Annotated in this window: 12 protein-coding genes and 1 tRNA gene; 3 read left to right on the top strand and 10 right to left on the bottom strand. The window is 64.8% G+C overall.

Annotation, left to right across the window (positions count from 1 at the left end; translation table 11 throughout):
* Window positions 1-352 precede the first annotated feature (352 nt).
* Window positions 353-1,093 carry a serine O-acetyltransferase gene (cysE, locus tag CAP13_RS06345; RefSeq protein ID WP_085830792.1) on the top strand — a complete coding sequence of 247 codons (741 nt, stop codon included), beginning with the start codon at window positions 353-355 and terminating at the stop codon, window positions 1,091-1,093.
* A 582-nt stretch (window positions 1,094-1,675) separates the two neighbouring features.
* On the opposite strand, the gene CAP13_RS10505 is transcribed toward cysE, so the two are convergent.
* From CAP13_RS10505 to CAP13_RS06305, 8 genes are all read right to left on the bottom strand, one after another.
* Window positions 1,676-2,578 carry an amino acid ABC transporter ATP-binding/permease protein gene (locus CAP13_RS10505; protein ID WP_425429844.1) on the bottom strand — a complete coding sequence of 301 codons (903 nt, stop codon included), beginning with the start codon at window positions 2,576-2,578 and terminating at the stop codon, window positions 1,676-1,678.
* A 920-nt stretch (window positions 2,579-3,498) separates the two neighbouring features.
* Window positions 3,499-4,503 carry a cytochrome d ubiquinol oxidase subunit II gene (gene cydB, locus CAP13_RS06335; protein WP_085830790.1) on the bottom strand — a complete coding sequence of 335 codons (1,005 nt, stop codon included), beginning with the start codon at window positions 4,501-4,503 and terminating at the stop codon, window positions 3,499-3,501.
* On the bottom strand, window positions 4,500-5,939 hold the full coding sequence (locus tag CAP13_RS06330; protein WP_085830789.1) for a cytochrome ubiquinol oxidase subunit I: 1,440 nt from the start codon (window positions 5,937-5,939) through the stop codon (window positions 4,500-4,502). The genes cydB and CAP13_RS06330 overlap by 4 nt, the downstream gene beginning before the upstream one ends.
* 135 nt (window positions 5,940-6,074) lie before the next feature.
* On the bottom strand, window positions 6,075-7,922 hold the full coding sequence (locus CAP13_RS06325; protein ID WP_085830788.1) for an ABC transporter ATP-binding protein: 1,848 nt from the start codon (window positions 7,920-7,922) through the stop codon (window positions 6,075-6,077).
* Window positions 7,915-9,696 (bottom strand): ABC transporter ATP-binding protein, encoded by a 1,782-nt coding sequence (locus CAP13_RS06320; protein ID WP_143764919.1) that lies wholly within the window; start codon window positions 9,694-9,696, stop codon window positions 7,915-7,917. The genes CAP13_RS06325 and CAP13_RS06320 overlap by 8 nt, the downstream gene beginning before the upstream one ends.
* Before the next feature lie 53 nt (window positions 9,697-9,749).
* A complete protein-coding gene (locus tag CAP13_RS06315; RefSeq protein WP_085830786.1) occupies window positions 9,750-10,211 on the bottom strand; it encodes a MarR family winged helix-turn-helix transcriptional regulator in 462 nt (153 codons plus the stop codon).
* Window positions 10,212-10,452: 241 nt separating this feature from the next.
* The gene (locus CAP13_RS06310) at window positions 10,453-16,701 is read right to left on the bottom strand and encodes a MucBP domain-containing protein (RefSeq protein WP_085830785.1); all 6,249 of its coding nucleotides are present in this window, start codon (window positions 16,699-16,701) and stop codon (window positions 10,453-10,455) included.
* A 206-nt stretch (window positions 16,702-16,907) separates the two neighbouring features.
* The gene (locus tag CAP13_RS06305; RefSeq protein ID WP_085830784.1) at window positions 16,908-18,602 is read right to left on the bottom strand and encodes a phospho-sugar mutase; all 1,695 of its coding nucleotides are present in this window, start codon (window positions 18,600-18,602) and stop codon (window positions 16,908-16,910) included.
* 1,017 nt (window positions 18,603-19,619) lie between these two features.
* Here CAP13_RS06305 and CAP13_RS06300 point away from each other — a divergent pair.
* Window positions 19,620-19,692: transfer RNA gene (locus tag CAP13_RS06300), tRNA-Lys, on the top strand.
* 283 nt (window positions 19,693-19,975) lie between these two features.
* Complete coding sequence (locus tag CAP13_RS06295) at window positions 19,976-20,767, top strand: Fic family protein (RefSeq protein WP_085830783.1); 792 nt, start codon at window positions 19,976-19,978, stop codon at window positions 20,765-20,767.
* A gap of 19 nt (window positions 20,768-20,786) precedes the next feature.
* Here CAP13_RS06295 and CAP13_RS06290 read toward each other — a convergent pair whose 3' ends face one another.
* Both CAP13_RS06290 and CAP13_RS09955 read right to left on the bottom strand, forming a co-directional pair.
* The gene (locus CAP13_RS06290; protein ID WP_085830782.1) at window positions 20,787-22,067 is read right to left on the bottom strand and encodes an aminopeptidase; all 1,281 of its coding nucleotides are present in this window, start codon (window positions 22,065-22,067) and stop codon (window positions 20,787-20,789) included.
* Window positions 22,068-22,280: 213 nt separating this feature from the next.
* The coding region (locus tag CAP13_RS09955) for a hypothetical protein (RefSeq protein ID WP_085830781.1) at window positions 22,281-22,751 on the bottom strand (471 nt) is incomplete at its 5' end.

The following is a 22,751-nucleotide window of genomic DNA, read 5'->3' as shown; positions in this document are numbered from 1 at the left end:
GCCCATAAGAACGCCCGCTCAAAGCTGCGCGCTCAAGCGATCTACTTTGACGCTCGGCAAAAAGCTGTACCAAACTGAGGAGGTTTTCGCCGAGGCCCTCCAAACCTGTACCAAACTGAAGAGGTTTGATCGCGGGATCGCGAAACCTGCACCAAAGCGAAAAGGTTCCGAGCCGGGCATGACCCCGGGAAAGCTAGCCGCAAAACCCGCATCAAAAGGCTGGCAGATTTGACCGTAACCTCACCGCATTATTCCTAGCGAACCACTAGACTTTACCGAAGGGCAGACCTACCATGGGAACCCATTCCGTAGTGTCCGCGTGGGTGAGGGCCCACGTCGCCGAAGGGCTGCGATGAGCGTTCTTTCCACCATACGCGAGGATATCCAGACGGTGCAGCGGCACGATCCCGCCGCGCAGTCGGGCGTCATCATCTTCCTCTCCTACCCGGGCCTCCACGCCAAATGGGCCCACACCTTCGAGCACTGGCTCTGGCGCCGGGGCGTCCGCGGCCTCGCCCGCGTGCTCTCACAGATCACGCGCTTCATGACCGGCGTGGAGATCCACCCCGCCGCGCAGATCGGCCGCCGGTTCTTCATCGACCATGCCATGGGCGTGGTGATCGGCGAGACCACGGTCATCGGCGACGACTGCGTTCTCTACCAGGGCGTCACGCTCGGCGGCACCGGCAACGAGTCCGGCAAGCGCCACCCCACCCTGGGCGACCGCGTCACGGTGGGCACCGGGGCAAAGGTGCTCGGCAACATCCATATCGGCGACGATGTGCGCATCGGAGGGAACTCCGTCGTGGTGAAGGACGTGCCGCCCGCGAGCACCGTGGTGGGCGTGCCCGGTCGCGTGGTGCGCCGCAACGGGGAGCGCGTGGTCGAAGCCGCGGACGCCGCCCGCTTGCATCACGAGAACCTTCCTGACCCCGTGCGCGAGGAGAGCCGCTCAAACCGCGCGGCGATCGAGCAGAATGAGGACCGGATCGCTGAGCTCGAAGCCCAGATGCGGGAGCTCACCACGTTGGTGCGCGAGCTCAGTGCGCAGAACACGCGCGCTGCAGACGACAGCTCGGACACGCAGGCGTAACGCAGCACAATGGACCCGGCCGGCTACTGCATGCCATTGCGGCGGGTACTGCCGTCTATACGCAGCCGCAGCCTATGCGTGACCCCATGAACCGGTGCCTGTTCTCGTGCGCGAAGACACGAACCGCAGCTGTCTTGGTCAAACCTCCCCGCATTGGTACAGGTTTAGGGCGATCACGTTCAAACTTGCACAGTTTGGTACAGGTTTCCAGGGGTCTGCGAAGTACAGCCGTCTGATCGAACACGAGAATGCCAGGTAAATGGATCGGATTTCTGTTCTCTACTCAGGCGATACTCGAAAACCTGTACCAAACTGACGAGGTTTATCCTCGCACGGATGCAACCCGTACCAAAGCAGGGAGGTTCAGCCGCAACGAAGAGGGCCCGACGATCAGCAGACCGGGAACCGCCCAGGCTGGAAACAGGTCCGTATCTTTCCCGAGGTACTTGATAGCGGCTCAAAGCACCCCAGCGTTCCGGTGGAAGAAAACCGTAGCGCGTGGGCGGGATCCAGCAGGAGCGCGAGGTCGACACCAGCCCCCAGCAGGCAGCCCTCACACGCAAGCCGCCCTGTCGGCACTCCTTACCCTGCGAGGCCCCGGTCGGCGGCGAGGAGCCTGCGGTAGCGCGCGCTCGTCCGCGCGAGGTCATCCGGCATCCCCATAAGGGCAAACTGCCCGTCTTCCAAAAATGCCACGCGATCCATGCGCTCCACCCCTTGTAGGTGATGGGTCACCATAAGCAGGCTGCGATCGGCGAGCGCATCGAGGACGGCGTCGAGGACGGAGCCCTCCGTTGCCGGGTCAAGGCCCACGAAGGGCTCATCGAGGACCACGATCGGGGTGTCGGCGAGTAGGATGCGGGCAAGCGCCAGCCGATGGCGCTCACCGCCAGACAGCAGATGGCCCTCCTCCCCGACGACGCTCATAACGCCCTCGGGAAACCGCTCGATGCGCTCGCGCAGGCCCACGCGATCGAGGACCCGCCATGCCTCATCTTCGGAAACATCCGCCCGGGCGATGCGCAGATTGTCGAGGACCGTCGTGTTGAAGACATGCGGATCCTGATTGATAACGCCGATGAGCCCGCAGGCGGCATCAGCTCCCGGATGCGGATCGCCGAAGAGCTCGACCTCCCCGGTGCCCGGAATGAGATCGCCCCGGATCAGGGAGAGGAGCGTCGACTTGCCCGCACCGCTGCGCCCCAAAAGGGCCACCTTCTCCCCAGGCATCAAGTCGAAGCTCAGGCCTGCAACCGCCGGCCGCAAAGCGCCGACATGGGTGAAGGTGACGCCACGCAGGCGCACGGCGGGGACCGTGCCAGCGAGATCTGAATCCACGCCCCTGTCCGGGGAAAGCGGGGTTCTATCGTCTTCCGTATTGGGAACTATCTCGTTGCCAGCGGCGGCCGACGCGCCGGCAGAGACCTGTCCGCCGACGACAGCCTTGCTCGTGGAGACCTCTGGAGCACTGGCAGGGTTCTGCATGTTGGCAGCAGTTTGGAAGCCGGCATCGCCCGCGGTGCCGGCAGTCGCCGGAACGTTGGTAACCGCCGAAACGCCGGCAGCATCGGTAACCGCCGGAGCATCGGAGGCGCTGTGGACGCCGGCAGCACCTGGGGCATTGGGCCCTATTTGGTCACTGGTGCCGGCTCGGCCCTCGCCGTCATCCAGGTCGGCAAGGCGCCTGATCTCCTCCGCGTGCTCAGGCAGCTGGGCCATCGCATCGGACACGGGCGACACGGCCTCCACCAACGGGAAGAAGCAGATCACCGCAGCGAGGATCGCATCCGATTGGAAGGAGAGGACCCGGGCGGCAAAGAAGACGAGGCTCACGGCCGCCACGGCGAGCACGGCCCGCACCAGCAGCCCCTGCGCGCGATCGAGGCGGGCGAGGCGCCGATCCTCGGCAGACACCGCCGCTGCCTCCCGGGAGAACCGCGCCAGCACGTCGGCGGTCCGGTCTGCGAACGCCACATCCGCAGCCCCGAGAACGGCATCAGTCAGACTCCGATACAGCCCGGCCGTCGCCCGTTTGCGGCGCAGGCGCGCGCCCGCGCCGACGGCGAGCGCCACCAGGGGCACGACAGCCACGCAGATGAAGAGCTCGAGCAGCAGCCAACATGCGAAGAGGATGTCCATGGCACCGACGGCGATCACCGCGACCGCCACCANGCCGGTCATACCGCCCGCGTCTTCCCCATGCCACAGGCCAACGAGCACCGTGCAGATGGCCCAGGCCTGGATCACAGCCGTGAGCGCACTCGCAAGTGACAAAAAGGCGAGCAGGACCGCCGTCCTGCCCGCCCCGGGAAGTTTGAACACCGAACTGTCGAACACGGGGTCCCCTTACGTTGAACTCAGGCGCGGAAGCGCCTGCGGACGAACCCATGCCCGCAGGCCACGGCCTAGTAGGTCAGGTCCTCCCGCTCAAGCCGGCCGCGGAAGATGCGGTAGGCGATGACATGGTACACGAGAACGAGCGGGACGCCGATGCAGGCGATGCCCAGCATGATGGCGAGCGTCAGGTCGCTGTTCGCGGCCCCGGAGATGGTGATCGAGTACGCCGGGTCGGTCGCCCGAATCAGGTTCGGGAAGAGGGTCGACGCGGCGACACCGACGAGCCCCACGCAGCCGAGGGAGGCGAAGATCTGAGCCAGCAGGTCAGAGGGGGCCTTGAGGTTCGCGATCATGGCCGCGAGGAAGACGAGCGCGAAGATGACGGCGAGCGCGCGGATCTCGACCCCGCTCGGCACGACGGCCACGAAGAGAACCACCGAGGTGAGCGCGAAGATCACGATCTCGGCAACCGCGAGCTTGGAGCGAAGATCGCGGGCGCGGGTTGCCAGATCGGAGCTGGCCGGGGCCTTCAGCGCGATCCAGCCGGCACCCTGCACGAGCATGTGCGAGAGGCCCAGCAGGCCACAGCAGAGGGCGAAGGGGTTCAGCAGGTCGAAGAAGGAGCCCGCGAAGTCGCCATGGGAGTTGAGGTTCACCCCGCCTACGACGTTGCCGATGGCCACGCCGTAGAGGAGCGCCGGCAGGAAGCTGCCGACCGTGAACAGGATGTCGTACAGGCTCGACCAGGCGGCGTCGTGCGCGCGGAACTCGAGCGCGACGGCGCGCAGGATGAGGCCGAAGAGCACGAGCATGATGGCCAGGTAGAAGCCCGAGAAGCTCGTGGCGTACGCCGGGCCGAACGCGGCGAAGAGGGCGCCGCCGGCCGTGAGGACCCACACCTCGTTGCCGTCCCACACCGGACCGATCGCGCGACGGATCACGGCGCGCTCGGTCTCGTCTTTGGCGAGCAGCGGATAGAGCACGCCGGCACCGAGATCGAAGCCATCGAGGATGAAGTATCCGGAGATCAGGACGCCGATCAGCAGGAACCAGATGAATGCGAGCGGACTCATGCGGATGCGCCTCCCTTCTTGGCAGCGGCATCTGCCGCCGCATCACCTGCGACACCGAAGTAGGACGGGGCGTGCACCTCGACCTTGGCGTCCTCGATGCCACCGATCTCGAAGGCCTCGGGGCCGTTCTCGAGCGTGCGGCGGAGCAAGCGGACCCAGCAGACGAAGATCAGGCAGTAGACGGCGAGGAAGAGGACGATCGTGGCGAGCACCTGGCCGGCCGGGACGGCGAGTGAGGCCGCGTCCTCGATCTTCAAGACGCCGTAGACGATCCACGGCAGGCGGCCGAACTCCGTGACGAGCCAGCCGGTCTCGATCGCGAGGATGGCGGCGATCCAGCCGAGAGACAGGATCACGAGCGGCCACTTCTTGCCTGAGAAGGCGCCGCGCAGCACGAGGATGCCGAGGAGCACCACGAGGATCAGGACGCCGTAAAGCGCGACCATGGCATGGTAGGACTGGAAGATCACGTTCACGAGGTCAGGGCGCTCGCTGGCCTGGAAGTCGTTGAGGCCGGGGTAGCTGACCGACGGATCGCCGTCGGCGAGCCAGGAGGTGCCACCCGGGATGCTGAGCGCGTAGGTCTGCTCATTCGCCTCATCAACCCATCCGAAGAGGGAGAGGTCGACCGGGCCCTCCTCGTACTGGCCCTCCATGGCGGCCAGCTTCGAGGTCTGCGTGCGGGCGACGGTGCTCGCCTGCCAGTGGGCGGCCGGGAGCATCAGCACGACGGAGACGACGCCCATGATGACGCCAACGCGCACGAAGCCGCGGGCCATCTTCTCAGCACGGCCGCGCAGCAGGTAGTAGGCACCGACGGCGACGCACACGAGGGCACCCATGATGAGGGTCGCCACGAGCACGTGGAAGTAGCGCGGGAGGGTGGAGGGGTTCAGGGCCGCCGCGAGGAAGTCGGTGATCTGCGCCTTGGAGCCCTCAGGGCCGGACACGATCTCAAAACCGGCAGGCGTCTGCATCCAGGAGTTGGCGATGATGATCCAGAGCGCGGAGAGCGCGGAGCCACCCCAGGCGAGCCAGGAGCTCACCATGTACATGCGGCGGGAGACGCGGTTGCGCCCGAAGATCAGGATGCCGATGAACACGGACTCGAGGAAGAAGGCGAAGAGGGCCTCAGCGGCGAGCGGGGCGCCGAAGATGTCGGCCACGAAACGGGAGTAGTCGGCCCAGTTGGTGCCGAACTGGAACTCCATCGTGATGCCCGTCGCCACGCCCACGGCGAAGGTCACCGTGTAGAGGCGCACCCAGAACCGGGTGGCCGCCTCGTCCTCGGGATCACCCGAGCGGTAGGACCTCGTCGCCATGATGGCGGTGACGAGGCCGACGCCGATGGACGTCGGGACGAAAATAAAGTGGAACAACGCCGTGATGGCGAACTGGATACGCGCGAGCATGACCGGGTCGCTCAACCAGTCCATCTACATCACCCCTCCCTCTTTGGGGCCGCGTGGTCGGGATTTGGCGACACCCCACCGACGGTCCGATGTGTAGCGCTTCGAGTGTAGCACTAAATGAACACTAAAAAAGTAGCATATCTCGATGAACCCCGGGGGTTAGGCGAACTGGCTCCGATACAGCTCGGCGTACGCACCCCCTGCCGCGAGCAGCTCCTCATGCGTGCCCTGCTCGATGATGGTCCCGGCCTCCATCACCAGGATGAGGTCGGCGTCCACGATCGTCGAGAGCCGGTGCGCGATCACAAAGCTCGTGCGCCCGTACATCAGCGTCTCCATGGCGTGCACGATCGCCTGCTCCGTGCGGGTGTCCACGCTCGAGGTGGCCTCGTCGAGGATGAGGATCGCCGGATCGGAGAGCATCGCGCGGGCGATCGTGAGCAGCTGGCGCTGGCCTTGGGAGATGCTCTCCGCGTCGTTGGAGAGCACCGTGTCGTAGCCGTCCGGCAGCGTGCGCACGTAGAAGTCGACCCGCGCCGCGCGAGCGGCGGCGGCGACCTCCTCGCGTGTCGCCTCGGGTCGGCCGTAGGCGATGTTCTCGGCGATCGTCCCCTCGAAGAGCCAGGTGTCCTGCAGCACCATCCCGAAGCGGCGGCGCAGGTCGGCGCGGGTGAGCTCGCGGGTGCTCACGCCGTCGAGCAGGATCCGGCCGCCGTCGATCTCGTAGAAGCGCATGAGCAGGTTGATGAGGGTCGTCTTGCCCGCGCCCGTGGCGCCGACGATGGCGACCTTCTGCCCCGGCTCGGCCGTGAACGACACGTCGCGCATGAGCGGGTGCGCGGGATCGTAGCCGAAGCGCACATGCTCGAAGACGACGCGGCCCGCGGAGCCGACCGGCAGCGTCGCTGGTTCGGCCGGATCGGGCACGACCTCGTCCTCGTCGAGCAGCGCGAAGACCCGCGCCGCGGCGGCGAGCGCGCCCTGCAGCATGTTGTAGGTCATCGAGACCTGGGTGAGCGGCTCGCTGCCCTGGTTCGCGTACTGGTAGAACGCCTGGAACACGCCGACGGTGAGCTGGCCGGCGATGAGCATCCCGCCTCCGAGCACGCCGATGCCCACGAGCGACAGGCGCACGAGGAAGCGGACGGCCGGCCCGGCGGCGTTGGTGATGAAGTCCGCGACGGCGCTCGTGCGGGCGAGCGCGTCGGCCGCCTCGCTCATCTCCCGCAGGCTCGCCCGCTCGCGACCGAACGCCTTGATGACGGCGCGCCCGCTGTACGCCTCCTCGATGCGCGTCGTGAGCGTGCCGACCGCCTCCTGGCGCTCGGTGGAGACCGCGAGGGTACGCGCGGCCACGAACCGCGTCACGACGAAGGCCCCCACCACGCTGACGGCGAAGACACCGGTCAGGACCAGGTTGAAGGAGGCCATCATGATGAGGGCGCCCACCAGGGTGGTCACCGCGATGATGAGCTGCAGCAGGCCGCGCTGCAGGACCTCGGAGACCTTGTCGAGGTCGTTGGTCGCGCGGCTGATGGTATCGCCCGGCTGATGCACGTCGAAGTAGGAAAGCGGCAGCCGTCCGAGCTTCTCGGCGATGCGGCTGCGCAGGGCGAGGTTCAGCTGCTCGGCGAAGCCCGACATGACCATGACCTGCACGGAGTAGAAGGCCCAAGCCGCCGTCCAGATGCCAAGGTAGATCAGGATCTGCCGGCCCCCGTCCTCGAGAGTGACCGCAAAGGGCACCCCCTCCGCGAAGGAACGCTGTATACAGCCCCACAGGAGGTCGATGATCTCCGCGCTATAGACGGGGGCGGCGAGGCTGAAGGCCACGTAGAGCAGGGTTGAGCAGACTGCCACCACGAGACGCCAGCGGATGCCCGCGGCGGCACGCCACAGGTTCGCCGCCGTACGCCAGGCCATCCCGGCGGGGATGCGCTCCTCGTCCTCAGGCACAGCGGCCTCGTTCGCATTCATCAGATCCTCGTGCTCACGCTGATCAGCCATGGTTCTCCTCCTTTCGCTCCTGCGATTCCGCGATCTCCCGGTACGTGGGGCAGCTGTCCATCAGGTCATCATGGCGTCCGAACCCCACGAGCCTGCCGTCCTTGAAGACGACGATCTGATCGGCGTCCCGGATGGTGCCCACCCGCTGCGCGATGATGAGCGTCGCCGCACGCCCGAGCTCGGGTTTGAGCGCGTGGCGCAGGGCGGCGTCGGTCTTGAAGTCCAGCGCGGAGAACGAGTCGTCGAACACGTAGAGGTCGGCGTCGCGCACCAGGGCGCGGGCAATCGCGAGACGCTGGCGCTGACCGCCGGAGAAGTTCGTGCCCCCTTGGGCGACACGGGACTCCAGGCCGTCCGGCAAGGTGCGCACGAACCCGGCCTGGGCGGTTTCAAGCGCGTGCCAGAGCCGCTCATCGGTGGCGTCGGCCGCGCCATGGCGCAGGTTCTCGGCGATGGTGCCTGAGAACAGCCAGGCCTTCTGCGGCACATACGAGATCCGGCTGCGCAGCTCGTCCTGGGTGAGGTCTCGCACGTCGACGCCCCCGAACAGCAGCCGGCCCTCCGTGACGTCGTGGAAGCGCAACAGCATCCGCGCGATGGTGGACTTGCCCGACCCCGTGTTGCCGATGATGGCCGTGACCTCTCCCCGGCGCAGCTCGAAGCTGAGGTCGTGCAGGGTGTCCTCGCTCGCATCGTGGAAACGGAAGCTCACATGGTCGAAAGCGGCCACCGGCGCACCGCTCTGGGAGGTGTCCGCGAGCCCGTGCGCCGGGGCCCCGGCGCGTGCCGCACCGGGCGCGGTGGCAGGATCGGCGATCTCGGGGGTGACCTCGAGCACCTGGCGGGCCCGCTCGAGGCAGGCGAGGGCGCGCGGCACGGAGAGCAGGGCGAACTGGGCCATCATCATGAAGAACATGATGAGCAGGGCGTACTCGATGAGCGCGGTGATGGATCCGATCTGCATGGCCTGGGCGCCCACCCGGTCGGCACCGAGCCAGATGATCAGCACCTCCGCGCTGTTCATCAGGAAGAACGTCATGGAATCAGCCGTGGAGAACAGGAGGTTCGCCTTGATCGCGTTTTCGGCGTACTCCGTGAAGGTACCGTCCAGGCGCTCGCGCGAGGAGGCCTCCTTCCCGAAGGCGCGGATGACGCGGGCCCCGGTGATCGCCTCGCGCAGGCGGGCGTTCATGCGGTCGATGAAGCCCTGGAGGCGGGTGAAGATGGGTGCCGAGATGCGCACGGCGATGATCGTGATGACGAGCACCGTGCCCGTGATGGCGAGCAGGATCCAGCCCATGACGACGTCGATCCGAAACGCGAGGACGACGGAGATGACGGTCATGATGGGCACGGGCATGATCATGAGGATCGCCATGAGCAGGGTCTGCTGGATGACCGTGGCGTCCGAGAGCGTGCGCGTGATCATGGAACCGGTGCCGAACCGCTCGAAATCCGACCCCGAGAACACGAGCGACGCCTCGTAGATCGCGACGCGGATGTCGCGGCCGACCTTGGCGGAGAGGCGCGCGGCGAGAAGGCTCGTGGTGACGGCGCCGCCCGAGCCCACGAGCGCCGCCGCGAGCATAGTCGCGCCATGGCGCATCAGCTCGTCGAGGCCGCCCTGATTGAGGGCCGTGTTGATCATCGAGGCGAGCTCCGTGGGGACGAAGAGCATGCCCCCGAGGTCGAGCACGAGGGCGAGCAGAGTCGCGGCGACCAGCTCTCCATACGGGCGCACGAACCGCGCGAGCAGGGTGAGCGATGCCCCCATGCGGTATTCGTCCTCGTTTGCGTTTGGCGTATCCAACGCAGTGGCCTGCTGGCTCATGACTCATCTCCTGCCGTCATCCGTGCGAACTCATCGTTGAGCGATGCCGTGTACGATCTAAGCAGCGTGAGGAGCTCCTCCCCCTCCTCGGGGGCGATCGCGTCGAACGCCCGCTGCTCGGCGGCCATGGCGGGCTCGATCTGCTCCTGAGCGAATTTCCGACCGGCGTCGGTGAGGCTCGCCCGCTTGTTCTTCTTGCTCCCCGCGCAGAACGCAAGGGTCACGAGGCCCTGGGACTCAAGGGATTTGAGCGCGGAGTTGATGGTCTGCTTGCTGTATGCCCACGCCGCCGTGATCTCCGTGAGCGGCGCCTCCCCGCCGGCGCAAACGAGTTCGTAAGCCATCCAGTAGGCGCAGCTCGAGAGGCCGCAGCTGCGCGCGAACTGCGCATAGAGCCTGTCGGAGGCGTTGTAGAGCTGGGCGAGCTCCTTGACTGCGGTGATGTTGGTGAGGGCCATGGGCGGTTCCTGTTCCCGTGGGATGTACGTGGGGCGGGGCCATCAGGGGCCATCGGAGCGGCTATGACTTCTATCCGAATTCGGACTATCTCAGTATGGTCTGATTTCGGACTATGTCAAGGGGTCTTGTTGGCATGTGCTTCCGGGCGGCCGTCGCGCGATTTGGTTTGACGACAACAAGAACGGGGCCTGCGGCTCATCACCACAGGCCCCGTCACTCGAACGGATAGTTCCGTGCGCGTTACTCCGCGTCACCCGACTTGCGGCGGCGACGCAGCGCCACGGCGAGCGCGGCCAGGCCGGTTGCCGCGGTCGGGATCGCAACCAGAGCGGTCACGTCGCCCGTCTGCGGCAGGGTCTTGCCGTTCTTCTTGCCCTTGCCCTGCTTGTTGGTGTTGGACTTGCCAGGTTTGCCAGGCTCGTTCTTCTTGTAAACGAGCGTGACCGTCTGCGGATCCTTGGCGAACGTGCCGGCGAGCGGCGCGGAGTCATCGGCGAGCCGCACGTAGGTGTAGCCGTCGATAGTGAGCTGCTCAGCGGTGTAGGCGTCGCCGACCTTGCCGGAGAGCTCGACGCTCTTCGCGATCTCCTTGCCGTTCTCGTCCACGTACTTGACGATGACGGTTCCGGTCTCGACCGGAGCGGCCGTGACCTTCACGCTCAGCTTGATACCGTCTGCGTCGATCTTGTCTTCACCGCCCTTGAGCTGCGTACCCGTCCACGTGAAGAGGAACAGTTCGCGCTTGCCGGAGGCGGAAGTCGCCACGGCCCCAAACTCACCGGTGACCGTGCCCGTGGTGGTGAGCACCTTGCCCGCTTCGAGATCACTTGCAATCTTGACCCCGGGAACGGTGAGCGTCAGCGCCGTACCGTTTTCGACGCCCGCCTTGCCCACGGCCTCCTTGAGCTTGGCGTAGGTGTCGAGCTTGGAGGCGTCCTTGAGGCCGAAGGTGACCGTGACCTTCCGGCCGTCGACCTCGACGCCCGTCACCTCAAAGGTGTCCTCGAACCCGTCGGCGCGGACCTTGGACTTGTCGAGGTCCTCGGGGAAGCTCATCCCCTCGGGGAGGGTCATCGTGGCCGTGAAGCCGAAGTCCCTGATATCCGTCTTGATGGCGGTGCCGTCGGGGTTCCTGAACTGGGCCTCGATGGCCTCCATCTGCTGCTTGACGCCGTCGATCTTGACCAGGCCCGTGAGATCCACCGTGGAGCCAGCGGTGACCTCGGGCGTGGCGTCATGCGTGGTGTCATTACCGATCAGCATGTCGGCATCAAGGCCGAGCTGCATCGCGGTCGGAATCATCGCGGTGAAGCGGATCGCCTCATCGCTGCCGGCGTCGACGTCCTTGCCGTCAGGCCATTGCACGCCATTCCAGGTGAAGGAGAAGGGCTGCGTGGTTCCCGAAGCCGAGGTAGCGATGGCCTTGAACAGGCCCGTCACCGTGCCGCGGACCACGAGCTTCTCGCCGGGCTTGACGCTGTCGGCGATCGTCACGCCGGGGACGGTGAGTTTGAGCCAGGTGCCCTTCTCGACGCCCGCCTTGCCCACGGCCTCCTTGAGCTTGGCGTAGGTGTCGAGCTTGGAGGCGTCCTTCAGCCCGAACTTGACCGTGACCTTCTGGCCCTCAGCCTTCACATCCGTGACCTCGAAGGTCTCCACGCCCTCGCCCTGTTCGAAGACGACCATATCCTTCGAGAGGTCCTCGGGAAGCTCCATCCCCTCGGGGAGGGTCATCGTGGCCGTGAAGCCGAAGCCCTTGATGTCGGTCGCGATCTTGGTGCCGTCGGGGTTGCCGAACTGGTCCTCGATGGCCTCCATCTGCTTCTTGACGCCGTCGATACGCACGGCACCCGTGAGGTCGAGGGTGCGGCCCGGGTACACCTGGTAGATCGAGGTGTGCTCGGTGTCGTTGCCGGAGAGGATGTCGGCCGGGAGGTCGCTCTGCTGCGGAGCACTGGGGACCTGGACCGTGAACGTGATCCTCTCGTCATCGGCGGGTGTGGTGGCGTCCTTGCCGTCCTCCCACTGCGTGCCGTTCCAGCGGAACGAGAATGCCTTGGTGGTGCCCTTCTCAGAGGTGGCAACCGCCTTGAAGTAGCCGGAAACGGTGCCCACGGCGGTGAGCTTGGCTCCCTCGGCAACCGTGTCGACGATCGTCACGCCGGGGACGGTGAGTTTGAGCCAGGTGCCCTTCTCGACGCCCGCCTTGCCCACGGCCTCCTTGAGCTTGGCGTAGGTGTCGAGCTTGGAGGCGTCCTTCAGCCCGAACTTGACCGTGACCTTCTGGCCCTCAGCCTTCACATCCGTGACCTCGAAGGTCTCCACGCCCTCGCCCTGTTCGAAGACGACCATATCCTTCGAGAGGTCCTCGGGAAGCTCCATCCCCTCGGGGAGGGTCATCGTGGCCGTGAAGCCGAAGCCCTTGATGTCGGTCGCGATCTTGGTGCCGTCGGGGTTGCCGAACTGGTCCTCGATGGCCTCCATCTGCTTCTTGACGCCGTCGATACGCACGGCACCCGTGAGGGGAATCGTCGAGCCGGCGAAGGCTGCATGGGCGGCCTTGTGCTCGGTGTCGGCACCGGAAAGCATGTCGGCCGGCAGATCCGCGTCCTGGGGCGCGGGCGTAGCCAGCGTGAGCTGGATGACCTTGTCATCAGCGGCCTTGGAGTCCTTGCCATCAGGAATCTGCGTACCGGTCCAGGTGAAGGAGAAGTCCTTCTCGGTGCCGTCGGCAGAGGTCGCCACGGCGTCGAACGAGCCGGTGACCGTGCCCTTGATGGGAAGCTCGGTTCCATCGAGCACATCATCGTTCACCTTGATGCCGGGAACGGTGAGCTTCATGGTGTCATCCAGGGCATCAACAGCGGTCTTGAGCTGCTGATAGTTCTCGATACCACCCTTGAGGGCAAAGGTCACGGACACGCTGCGCCCGTCAGGGGTGGACTCGATCTTCGTCACCGCGAAGGTATCGGCGAACCCGGCCGGAATGACCGTCTCGGGCGAGAGGTCCTCCGGAAGCGTCAGACCCTCAGGCACCGTGAAGGTGGCGGTGAACGGGGAGGACAGCTTCGTGAGCGCGATGGACGAGAAGTCCGTCGGATTGCCGAACTCTCCCTCGATGGCCTCCATCTGCTGCTTGACCGTCTTGGCGTCAACGGTGCCGGTGAGGTTCACCGTGCTGCCCGCATAGACGCCAGCGGGAGCGCCGTGGGTGGTGTCCGTTCCCGCCTGCTTTTGCTGCTCGGCCGTGGCGCCATCCGGCTGCACGTAGACGAGCATATCGGCCGGAATATCAGTCTCGTAAGCCTTCTTCACGAGGATGGTCTGCTGGATGGACGTATCGTCCTTGGCGCGGACATCCTTGCCAGCCGGGACCTGTGTACCCTTCCAGGTGAGGTTGAAGCGGAGCGTCTTTTCACCCGCGCTCGCAACAGAGTTGAAGGAACCATCGACCGTACCGGTGACGGTGAGCTCCTGGCCGTTCGAGACCTTGCTCTTGTCCAGGCTGAACCCAGGAACGGTCAGCGTGATCGCATCGGCGATGGTGCTGGCAGCATCACTCGTGCCCGTGCCGAGGACAGCGGCCTTGAGCTCTTCATAAGAGGTGTAGGCCTTCTTGAGTCCGAAGGTGACCGTGACCTTCTTGCCCCGCACCTCGGTGCCCTTGACCTCGAAGAGGTCGCCGAGGCCCGTGGCCTGGACCTGAGATTTGTCGAGCTTCGATGGGGCATTGACACCCTCGGGAAGCGTGAGCACAGCCTTGAAGAGGGATGTCGTGCCCGTGAGGGTAATATCGGCGGGATCAACGCCCGAGAACTGAGACTCGATGTCGCTCATCTGCTGCTTGATGGACGCAACGTCCACCGCGCCCGTCAGACTGAAGGTCTTGCCGTCGGCAGCCCCCTGACGGAGCAGCGTGGTGCTGTTGTCCTGACCGAGCTCAGAAGAACCCCAGAGATCGGCGAGCATGGTGCCTTCGTTATCGAAAGACTTGACCTTGTCGTCGTTCTTCCACGTGAGGTAATAAGTGGTATCGGCGGTGAAAGCGGGGTTCTCGCCGGACATGGTCAGCAGACCAAAGAGCTTATAGTCATCAAAGCGAAGACCACTTCCACCCAGGGCGGGAGAGGCGCTCCAGTATTCATCGGAGTTGAGCACAAATCCCGTCTTCGTTGCAGCGGCCGTCTTCGGCGTGATCTTCCCGCGTGCGAAGTTGCCGAGCAGCTCGGAGAGCTTCTGGTTGTAGGTGGCACCGGCCTTGACCACAGCCACCTCGCCGCCGCGCACGGGATCCTGCTCGATGGTGAAGATATCCGGATTGGTCTTGAAGACACTGGAGGCCCCGAAGGTGCCGCCGTTGGCCGAGAAGGCCACGCGATAGGTGTCGGCGTTGTACTGAGCATAGAGATCGAGCTGCGTCACGCCGTTCTCGAACGCAAGGGTCGAGCCGGCGGTCACAGCGTCGCCGGAGCCATCGGGCGCAGCGGTCCACTTGGAGAACTGCTTGCCGGGGATGTTGAAGTCCTTGTTGGCCTTCGCGACGTCCTCGAAGGAGAGCACGGTGGCGCTATCCTGATCGGACTCGATGCTCTGGATGAAGCTCGCCCCCGCACCGTTGTGGTAGACGACCGTCTTGGCGTCCCATTTGGCATAGACCTCGGTGTCCGTGCTGAACACGGTGTTCGCGTAATCAAACTCGTGCTCGACACCGGAGGCGTCCTTGTAGAACCACCCGAGGAAGGTGACGCCCTTGCTGTCTGCGGGCGTTCCGAGGGAGGCGGCGGCATCGTTGCCCTCGACATCGGGGAGCTTGTAGCCGCGAATCGTTGAGAAGGACTTGTCGGCCGTCGTGCCGTCGGCGAACGTCGCGTTGCCGTTGTTCAGCTTGACCGTCACCGTGGCGGCAGGCGTGAAGACGTGCTTCTTGCCGTCGGCCGACGCATTCGCAACCGGGTAGGTGTAGGCGTCGCCGTTCTTGTTGATGGGAGACAGGGACATCACCGAGGTGTCAGCGAGCGTGAAGTAGGAGAGCCACTCGTCACCGTTCTCCGTGCCGTTGGTGGGCGTTGTGACATCGTGGTTGTAGGTGGGATCGTACTTGACCAGGTAGGAGCCACCGGTAACCACGTAGGTGCTGCCGTTGGAGCGTTGCGCACCACCGTTGTCGGCGTCCTTATCCTTCGCGTCAGTGTTCACCACGCTATTGCCTCGGAACTCCATGTAGGCAGGCCCGTCGGTATAGCCCGTGCCGTATGAGGGAACGAACCTCATGTTGGAAGTCTCAAGCGTCGAGTTAGTGAAGATCGCGGTGGCTGGCTTGTAGTTGATGTTCAACCCACCACGCGTACTGTTCTTGACGACAACCTTGGAGTCATCCACGGTGAGTTTCGCGGAGAGCGTGATGCGCGCGCCGTCGCCGGTCAGCGTGGAGCCGTTCCTCAGATAGGAGTCCCCGAGGATCGCGATGGACTGCTTGTAGGCGCTAGACCCCGTCGCCTTGTACACATAGAAATCCGAGTGATCCATGTGGATGCCGCCCTTGCCGTTCGAAGGGTCGACGTAGTACCACACGCCCCGGGTGGTCAGGGATGCGTTCTTCAGGTTGATGGCGCCGTACTGCTCGCCACCCTCGTTCTTCGCCTGGACGGTGACCGTGCAGTTCTCCAGCCAAACGTCGACACCCGTGAAGGGGCTGACCTGCGTGTTCACTGCGGTCACAACGAGCTGGTCGCGGCCCGTACCCTTGAACGAGCCCTGGAGGTTGAAGCCGACCGTGTTGCCATCAAGCGCATAGTGGCCGTCGTTCACCTCGGCGCCCGCCTTGACAACAAGCGCGGTAGCAAAGCCGCTCATTGTCAGCGTGTGCTCGCCAGCGGTGAGCTTGGCGCCGCTCGCGAGCGTGATGCCGTTCTTGCTGGCAGCACCCGTGATCGTCGTGTCCGCCGCGACCTTGAGCGTCACGCCGGAGGGGATGGTGACCGCATCCCAGCTGCCGAAGGTTCCCTGGAGGTTGATAACGGCAACAGAGGGGTTCGCCGCCTGCACCTCAAGGGCCTTCTTCATGGTGGCGAACGCCTGATCGGCCGAAGAGCCGTCGTTGTCGTCGTTACCCTCCGAGCTGACCCAGATCTCAGTCAGCGCGGCGGGATCGGCAGCATCGGTCTCCGTCTCGTCGCTCTCCGTATCCGGGGCGGAGCGGAAGGTGGCTCCCTCATTGTCAGAGGCCTGATCCGCCTTCTCCTCAGCCGTGCCCTCAGCGGGTGCGGCCTGGTCGCCGGCAGCCGGCTCCTCAGGAGTGGCGTTATCCGCAGTGTTCGAAGAGGCCTCCGTCGTTGCGACGGGCGCCTCCCGCTCTGTTTGATCCTGCGCGAACGCGGCGACCGATGTCAGGGGAAACGACATCGTGGTCATCGAGATCGCGAGGAGCAGCGAGATACCGCTCTTCACAAGTGTCCTAGGAGGCGTGGTGGTGTGTTTCCGGTTGTGCATCTTCGCTCCTATCGTGTAGACACAGCAACTCCATATAGCTTATTACACTATATCATCCAACATGGAGATTGAGCCCGCATACGTGAACCTATCTGGTATTTAAAGAGATGTAAATCACACAGTCCCTTAAGCGAGAAAAAATAATGGACGCTTTTTTAAAAGCGCCCATTATGCAATATCTACACCGAACTATAATCGGGGTGATTTTATGAAAGCAAGGTGCGCCCCGCCGCCTCGATCTCTTCGATCAGCGCACCGGCTACAGCGGCGTTCTCGCCCTTCGCGAACACATACAGCTTGATCTTGGGCTCGGTGCCCGACGGCCGCACGATCGCCTTGTTTCCGCCCGCGAGGTCGAACTCGATCACGTTGGCTGCCGGAAGACCGTTCACGCCGGGCTCGTAATCCACCACGGTCTCAACCGCCATGCCGGCGATCTCCGCCGGAGGGTTCTCCCGCAGGCCCGCCATGATGGCTGCCATCTTGCCCGCACCCTCGGCACCCGGGTAGGCCAGCGAGATCGTCTTGTTGAGGTAGCTGCCGTAGCGCTCGTACAGATCGGCGATGGCATCGGCGAGGTTCTTCCCTTGCAGCTTGTAATACTGGGCCATCTGGCAGATCAGGAACGACGCGTTCACGGCATCCTTGTCACGCACGTGATCGCCCGTGAGGTAGCCGTAGCTCTCCTCGAACCCGAAGATGAAGCGATCCGCCTCGCCCTCATCCGCGAGCGCCGTGATGATGTCGCCGATGTACTTGAAGCCCGTCAGGCAGCGACGCAGCTCAAAACCGTAGTGATCGGCAAGGGCATCGACCATGGCCGAGGAGACGATCGTGGTCACCGCGACCTTGCGCGTGAGGTCCTCGCCGCGCTCGGCGCGCATGCGGCAGATGTAGTCGAGCAGCAGGACACCCATCTCGTTGCCGGAAAGCAGCAGGTAGTCGTCGCCGTTCTTGACGGCTACGCCCACGCGGTCGGCGTCTGGATCGGTGGCGAGCAGGAGGTCGGGGTGAACGCGCTCGGAGAGGTCGATGCCGCGCTGCATGGCCTCGCGGATCTCCGGGTTGGGATACGGGCAGGTGGGGAAGTCGCCATCGGGATCGCGCTGCTCGGGCACGACCGTGATGTCGGTGATGCCGGCGCGCTTGAGCACCTCCGTGACGGGGATGAGGCCCGTGCCGTTGAGCGGCGTGTACACGAGCTTGAGCGGGGCCTCGGCGGTCTGCTCGGGCGTGAGGTCGGAAACGGAGGTGGCGAGGATGGCATCGTAGTAGGCGTCGAGCACGGCGTCGTCGATCCACTCGATGAGGCCGCGCGCAACCGCTTCATCGAAGTCCATGGTCTTGACCCCGTTGAAGGTGTCGGTGCTGGCGATGGCCTCGGAGATAGCAGCCGCGGCCTCGCTGGTGATCTGACAGCCGTCGGGGCCGTATGCCTTGTATCCGTTGTACGCCGCGGGGTTGTGGGAGGCGGTCATGCAGATGCCGCCCGAGGTTGCAAGGTAACGCACGGCCCAGGACAGCGTGGGGACCGGCGAGATGCGCGGGTAGAGGAAGGTCTTGATGCCGTTGGCGGCGAGGATGGATGCCGTGGTCTTGACGAAGAGCTCGCCCTTGTTGCGGGAATCGCGCGCGATGGCCACGCTCGGGTTCTCGAAGGTCGCCGTGAGGTAGCTCGCGAAGCCCTGGGTGGCCCGGCCGACGGTGTAGACGTTCATGCGGTTGGTGCCAGCGCCGATGGTGCCGCGCAGGCCCGCGGTGCCGAAGGCGAGGTCCTGGAAGAAGGCATCAGTGATGGTGGCCTCGTCGCCCACGTCGCGCATGGCCGTCAGCTCGGCGAGGAACTCAGGGTCGCTGACGTGGTCGATCCAAGTGTTGAGGAGCTGGTGGACGTCGTGCATTGCGAGCTTCCTTTCCTAGGGGCAAACCGAACTGCAAAGCGACGCGGCCTAGCCGGCCCGTTTGCGCTCGCAGCTGGAAAGCCAGTTGAAGTGCCATGCTGCTCTGAAGACGCGGGTGGGTGGCACCCGCGATCCGCACACATTAATAATACGGCAAGGGACGCCGCGCAGATAGCTGATGTCCTATTCGCCTGTGGCCTTGCGCACGCCCCCGTCCCATCCGGGGCCGGCGCGTTATCCCACAATCCATAGCCCCTCGGCGGGCCGACGCGTTATCTCGACACCCCGGGTTCTCGGCGGGCCGACGCGCCATCCCGAAATCCCCGGGTCGTCCGAGATCCCGCGCATTCGGCCCTGTCCCATCCGGGAATCTGCAAGATGTCCCCTGGATGCTCGGTTTGCATGGCTTTTTTGCAGGATGTCCCCTGGATGCACGTTTTTCAGGGGGTTTGTTTCAAGATGTCCCCTGAATGCACGGTTTTTCAGCTGAAAAGTACGCCGACGTTTTACCCGCGAGGCCCCGAACTGCGTGCTCTCGACGGTCGGACCCGATCCCCCGACGAATCGGGGGCAAAAACCGTGCATTCGGAGGACATCCTGCAAAGTGGCCGCAAAAACCGTGCATTCAGGGGGGGCATCCTGCGGTGGCGGGCATCGCCGAGACAGCTTCCGGCGCGAAACCGCGCATCGAGGGGGGGGGCATTCTTATCGGTATAGTCTTCGCCGAGGCGGTCAACCAACGCAAAACCGTGCATCCAGGGAACATCCCGTCGGGCCCCCGCCGCTGGGGCGACGCGACGGCCTGGAGCAATACCGTGCATCGAGGGGGCACCCTGCTGGGACGCCCGCCGTCGAAGCGATCGCCCGGCATGGAACCGCGCATTCGGAGGGCATCCCGTCGGACCCCCACCCCGAAAGCGATTGCCCTTATATATATGTGGCCTCATGGGACCCTGTGCAGCCGCCAACCGCAATGATCCCGGTATCAAACGCCGTGCGTGATACAATCAACCGCGCGGGCCGTTAGCTCAGCTGGCAGAGCAGGGGACTTTTAATCCCAAGGTCCAGGGTTCGATCCCCTGACGGCCCACCCTTAAGACCGCAGGCAGGGCGCTCGTTCGGGCGCCCTGTTCCGTTTTCAGAACACCTGTTCATCGTACTGTTCCGGAATGAGGGCGTCAGAGCTCGCTTGTGGAGCCTGCGAGTCACAGCACCTCCGCCGATGACGGGGACTACGACAGTCCTATTGAACGCATGGAATCGGACGCTCAGGGTGGGAGAGGCCACGAGACCGATGTGTTCGGAGAACCATCTAACCCGGTCCATCCTACAGGGTAGAATGAAGCGGCGAGGTCATACGTCGGGAGGGCCCTATGGACTGGCTGATAGAGGTGCTGAAGTACCAGCGCGATCACCACGTCGATGGCGGCGTGTACAAGGCCGTGCAGTGCGACTTCGCCTACAACTCGAACCACATGGAGGGCTCAACCCTCACACATGACCAGACCGTTCTCGTCTTTGAGCGTGGCGCTTTCGCAGGGCACGGATCCGTGAACGACCTCGTCGAGGCGAGGAATCATTTCCGCGTGGTGGACGAACTGCTCGACCATGTCTGCGACCCACTCACTCCGGAGCTTATTCGAAACCTACACAGCAAACTCAAGCGGGGCACGTCCGACGAGTCCACACCCGTCATGAACGTCGGCGGTTACAAACTTGCGCCCAACGGCATCGCCTCAGGCGCGGGCTTCATCGAGACGGCCGCCCCCGAGGAGGTTCCCGCCCTCGTTGACGACCTCGTCGATCGCTGGGAATCCTCCCTACACGCGAGTGACCCCATCGCTGAGATCGCCCGCTTCCACCGTGACTTCGAACTTATTCACCCCTTCTCTGACGGAAACGGGCGCGTTGGACGCCTCATCATGTTCAAGGAGTGCCTGAGGTTCGGATGCGCCCCGTTCATCGTCACCGAGGACCTGAAGCCTTTCTATCTGCGGGGTCTGCGCGAGTTTGACCATGAGCCCGGTTACCTCGTTGACACCTTACGTACCGCGCGAGACCGCTTCGAGGCGATCTATCTGCCCGATGCTCACGCGTTCCGCGAAGCACTCGCGGGCACGGAGAGCCCGGAAGCTGCTCCGCACGCCATCCGGCATGAGCGGTAGACGGCATCGCGAGCGAACCCTATTCCCAGCTCCACTGCCCGTTCACGAACACGGGCACCTCGGTGCCGTCCGCGCAGATGCCCATGATGTCGAGGTCGTCCGTCCCGATCATGAAGTCCACGTGCGTGCTCGAGGTGTTCACCCCGCGCGCCCGCAGCTCCTCGGCTGACATCTCGAAGCCGCCCTCATAGCACTCGGGGAACCCGATGCCCAGCGCCACATGGCAGCTGGCGTTCTCGTCGTACAGCGTGGAGTAGAACAGGGTCCCGCTCTCGCGGATCGGCGTGTTCTTCGAGATCAGCGCCACCTCACCCAGGCGCTTCGCCCCGTCGTCGGTGTCAAGGATGCTCTTCAGGGCATCGCGTCCCACCTCGGCGTCGAAATCGACCACGCGACCCGCCTCGAAACGCAGCCAGAAGCGGTCGATCTTCGTCCCATGGTGCACCAACGGCAGGGCCGAGTGCACGATGCCGTCCACCTGCTCGCAATGCGGCGAGGTGAAGACCTCCTCCGTGGGGATGTTCGGGAAGAACGGACGACCCTTGACCGTCTCCCCTTTTCCACCTGCCCAAATGTGCCGGTCGGTGAGGCCCACGGTGAGGTCCGTGCCGTTGGCGGCCGTGTAGTGCAGCGCCTTGAAGTGCCGATCGTTCAGGAGGTGCAGGTTCTTCTCGAATGTGGCGTCGTGGAGCTCCCAATCGCTCTCGGGGTCCTCGCCCGCCGCACGGGCAACGGCGAGGATCGCACGCCAGAGCTGGTAGACGGCGACCTCGTCATCGCAGCCGGGGAAGACGTGGCGCGCCCAGGCAGCCACCGGGGCGCCGGCGATGCACCAGGCGTTCTCGTTGAAATCGAGTCCGCGGCGAAAATCGCGGCACTGGAGGTTGCGGGCCTTCGACGCCGCAGCCGGCTTCGCCGGATCGATACCTTTCAAGGCCTCGGGGTCGGCCCCCTCGATGAAGATGAAGCATGCTCCCGCACGCGCAAGGCCGTCGAGCTGCTCGCGCTTCCACGTTGGGACCTGCTCGAACCAGATGGTCTCCACGTTCTCATACTCAAGGCGCGAGACCGCGTCGTCGGCCCAGATCACTGTCACATGGCAGGCACCCGCCGCATACGCGCGCGCCACCACCATCCGGCAGAAATCGGCCCGCTCAACCGGGCACTGCACGACAACCTCCTGGCCGGGTGCGACATTAACACCCTTGCGCACGATGAGGTCCGCATAACGCCCGATCTGCGGGGCAAGCGACTTCATTCCCCTGCGCGCGTCCTCGATGGTCAGAGCTGCTTCGATCATCTGTCATCCTTTCGGGGTTTGCCTGCGGATCCTGACGATGGGGTCCGCAGGCGCTTAATGCGGTGAGCCGGTGGCGGCGCACTCCGGCCACGGTGCCGCTCGTCGCAGGTCCGCAAGCACGATGCCCGCTGCGGCATGCGTCCCCCGGCACGCCGTGTGGGCAAGCGGTGTCGCCACAGCTCAGGGTCTGCGACGACACCGCAGTCCACCGCCTTACTTGCTCGCGCGCTTCTCCTTCTTCGCGGCGCGCTTGGCCTCCTGGGCCTTGGCCCCGCGCTCGAGAACCGCGTCCAGGCGGGCGTCCGTCATACCCTCAGCCTTGGAGCGCGCCTCGTTGCGGATGGGCCGGATCTTCACGAAATCGAAGATGAAGCCGCCGATCACTGCTACGTACGCGATGCCCACGGCGCCGTACTGCATGATCTGGAACGTCGTATCGGCCTGCGGACCCACGGTTGCGAGCAGGGCGAACGCGATCAGGATGAACACGACGCCAACCACCATGAACGCCATCCAGACCATGCGCTGTTGCGCGTACGCGGGGTTCTCACGCATCAGGATATTCGACGCGGCGTAGACCCGGTCGTCGTGGGCGCGGGCCTCCTGCCTGCGGGCGCGCTTCTCCTCGCGGCTGAGGCCGGCGAGGGATTCGCCGCGCTCGGCTTGGTTGCGGCGGGCCTTGGA

The sequence above is a fragment of the Collinsella vaginalis genome (assembly GCF_900176655.1).
GTDB classification, from domain to species: Bacteria; Actinomycetota; Coriobacteriia; order Coriobacteriales; family Coriobacteriaceae; genus Collinsella; species Collinsella vaginalis.
Note: the sequence above shows the minus strand (reverse complement) of the source record. Positions and strands in the feature narration are given on the sequence as shown.